Genomic DNA, 2,517 nt, shown 5'->3' on the forward strand with positions numbered 1-2,517 from the left:
GGTAAGCGTCAGCCGATCCCCGCAGGTGGCGCGGCGGGCGTGAAGTTCCACGGCAGGAGTTCGTCGAGGCGGTCGATGGTGTGGCCACGGGCGAGGCGGTCGAGCACGGCGGCGATGTAGGCTTCCGGGTCCAGGCCGTTCAGCTTGGCGGTCTCGGCGACGGTGTAGATGATGGCGGCCCGATTGCCGCCTGCGTCCGACCCAAGGAACAGAAAATTCTTCCTCGTCAAAGCGATGCCGCGCAGCAGCCGCTCGGCGAGGTTATTGTCGATCGAGAGCCTGCCATCCTCGAGATATCGGGCGAGCGCCTCCCAACGGTTCAGCGCGTATTGCATCGCCTTGCCCAGCGTCGACTTGCTGGACAACCGGCGCCGCTGCGTCAGCATCCAGTCATGCAGGTCGTCGACCAGCGGCTTGCTGCGGGCCTGGCGCTCGGCGCGGCGCTGATCGACGGGTTTGCCGTTGATCTCGGCCTCGATGGCATAGAGGGCGGCGATGCGCTGCAACGCCTCCTCCGCAATCGGCGACTTCGTCGCTTCGAACACCTCGAACAGCTTGCGCCTGGCATGCGCCCAGCAGGCGACGTGGATGACCTGCGGCGGCTGGTTGCCACGCGGCCGCGCGAGCGCGTCGTAGCCGGTGTAGCCATCGGCATGCAGCCAGCCCTCGAAGTCCTGGAGGTGTCCGCGTGGCCGCTCGCCCTTGCGGTCGGGCGAGTAGCGATAGAACGCCGCGGGCGGCCCATGACCCTTCCAGGGCCTCGGGTCGATGGCATAGACCCAGAACCGCCCCTCGCGCGTCCGACCGCGCCCTGGCGCCAGCACGGCGATCGGCGTGTCGTCAGTCCAGATGATGCCGTGGCGCAGGGCATAGGCGCCGATCGCCTCGGCCAGGCGGCTCAGCCACCAGGCGCCGCGGCCGACCCAGTCGGCCAGGGTCTGCCGCTCGATCTCCACGCCCTCGCGCGCCAGGATGGCCGAGAGGCGATACAGAGGCAGGCCATCGAGATACTTCGAGACCAGCACATGCGCGAGCAGGCCGGGACCCGGCCGCCCCTTCTCGATCGGCAGGTCTGGGGCGGGCGCCTGCAGGACGGCCTCGCAATCCCGGCAGGCATAGCGAGGCCGGACGTGGCGGATGACCTTCAGCCGGGCCGGGATCTTCTCCAACACTTCGGTGACGTCCTCGCCCAGCTTCGTCAGGCGCTTCGGGTCGGTGCAGCCACAGCGGCAGGCGAATACCGGCTCATGCAGAACCGTCTCGCGCGGCAGGTGCTCCGGCAGCGGCTTGCGGAGCGCGGGGCGCCGCTGGTTGCCAGGCTGGCCCTTCGTCCTGGCCTTGGCCTCCGCCCTGGCGGCGGCCTGCGCCTGGTCCTCCTCGGCATCGCCGATCAGCATCTCGAGTTGGCCGATCTCGATGGCCAGCTTCTCCGACGACTTGCCGTAGCGGTCCCGCCGCAGCGTGGCGAGTTGGACCTTTAGCTTCTCGATCTCGAAGGTCGCATTGCGCAACTCGGCATCGCGCTCGGCCAGCACCGCGTCGCGTTCCGCCAGCAGCGCGCGGAGCGCTGCGATCTCGGCGTCAGGCGTGTCGAACGACGCGGCGTGCACATCATGATTCTACGCAACGCGATGGCCGCTGCAATGGCGGATTGGCTACACCGTGGCCTGCGGCCGCGCAGTCCAGGCGGGCATGCGCCAGTCGATCCCCTCGAACAGCATCGAGAGCTGCGCCGCGGTCAGCGAGACGACGCCAGCCTGCGTCTGCGGCCAGACGAACCTGCCCTTCTCCAGCCTCTTGGCGATGAGGATCAGGCCCTGTCCGTCCCAGACCAGAATCTTGAGCAGGTCGCCGCGGCGGCCGCGAAAGCAGAACATCGCGCCGCCGTAGGGATCCTGCGCCAGCACCGTCTGCACCTGCGCGGCCAGACCGTCAAAGCCCTTGCGCATATCCGTCGTGCCGCAGGCAAGGAACACTCGCGTACCCGGCGGCGGGCCCAGCATCAGCGCCCACCCATCCCGGCCAGCACGACGCGCAGCGTCGCGGCGTCGGCGCATCCGGTGATGCGAATGCTGGCGCCGGAGGGCAGCGTGATCTCGATCATGCCAGACGGCACGCAGCTGTCAGGCGACATGACCGGGCCGGGCGGCGGGAGCTGCGGCGCCTCCGGGACCACCTCCACCGGCACAAAGCCCGCCATCGCCGTGGCCAGCATCTGCTTGCGCCAGGTGTAGAGCTGGCCGGTGCTGACGCCGTGCCGGTCCGCCACCGCCTGGACGATCACGCCGGGCTCCAGCGTCTCCCGGACAATCCGCAGCCGCTCCTCCGTCGACCAGTTCCGGCGCCGGACCTCCCGCACACGAACCTCGACGCCGCGGCCCGCGCGGGCACCGGAGCCGCTCATACTACCGTCGTAAGAGGGGTTAGCGAGTGATGCCGTCGTCGTGCTGTCCGTCATGACAGCCACTTCGGCGAACCACCACCATCAACTCAAGGCCGGGATCGGCTGACGCATAC

At 69.2% G+C, this 2,517-nt stretch carries 3 protein-coding genes; all 3 read right to left on the reverse strand.

Annotation, left to right across the window (positions count from 1 at the left end):
• Positions 1 to 8: 8 nt before the first annotated feature.
• Genes tnpC through tnpA form a run of 3 tightly spaced genes read right to left on the reverse strand, consistent with a single transcriptional unit; the run spans position 9 to position 2,404 of the window.
• Complete coding sequence (gene tnpC / locus ACO1BU_RS36855) at positions 9 to 1,610, reverse strand: IS66 family transposase (protein ID WP_424140823.1); 1,602 nt, start codon at positions 1,608 to 1,610, stop codon at positions 9 to 11.
• A 45-nt stretch (positions 1,611 to 1,655) separates the two neighbouring features.
• Complete coding sequence (tnpB, locus tag ACO1BU_RS36860) at positions 1,656 to 2,003, reverse strand: IS66 family insertion sequence element accessory protein TnpB (RefSeq protein WP_394016410.1); 348 nt, start codon at positions 2,001 to 2,003, stop codon at positions 1,656 to 1,658.
• The gene (gene tnpA, locus ACO1BU_RS36865) at positions 2,003 to 2,404 is read right to left on the reverse strand and encodes an IS66-like element accessory protein TnpA (protein ID WP_394016409.1); all 402 of its coding nucleotides are present in this window, start codon (positions 2,402 to 2,404) and stop codon (positions 2,003 to 2,005) included. Before tnpA ends, tnpB begins: the two co-directional genes overlap by 1 nt.
• Positions 2,405 to 2,517: the final 113 nt, after the last annotated feature.

Source organism: Roseomonas chloroacetimidivorans (genome assembly GCF_049629625.1).
GTDB classification, from domain to species: domain Bacteria; phylum Pseudomonadota; class Alphaproteobacteria; order Acetobacterales; family Acetobacteraceae; genus Roseomonas; species Roseomonas chloroacetimidivorans.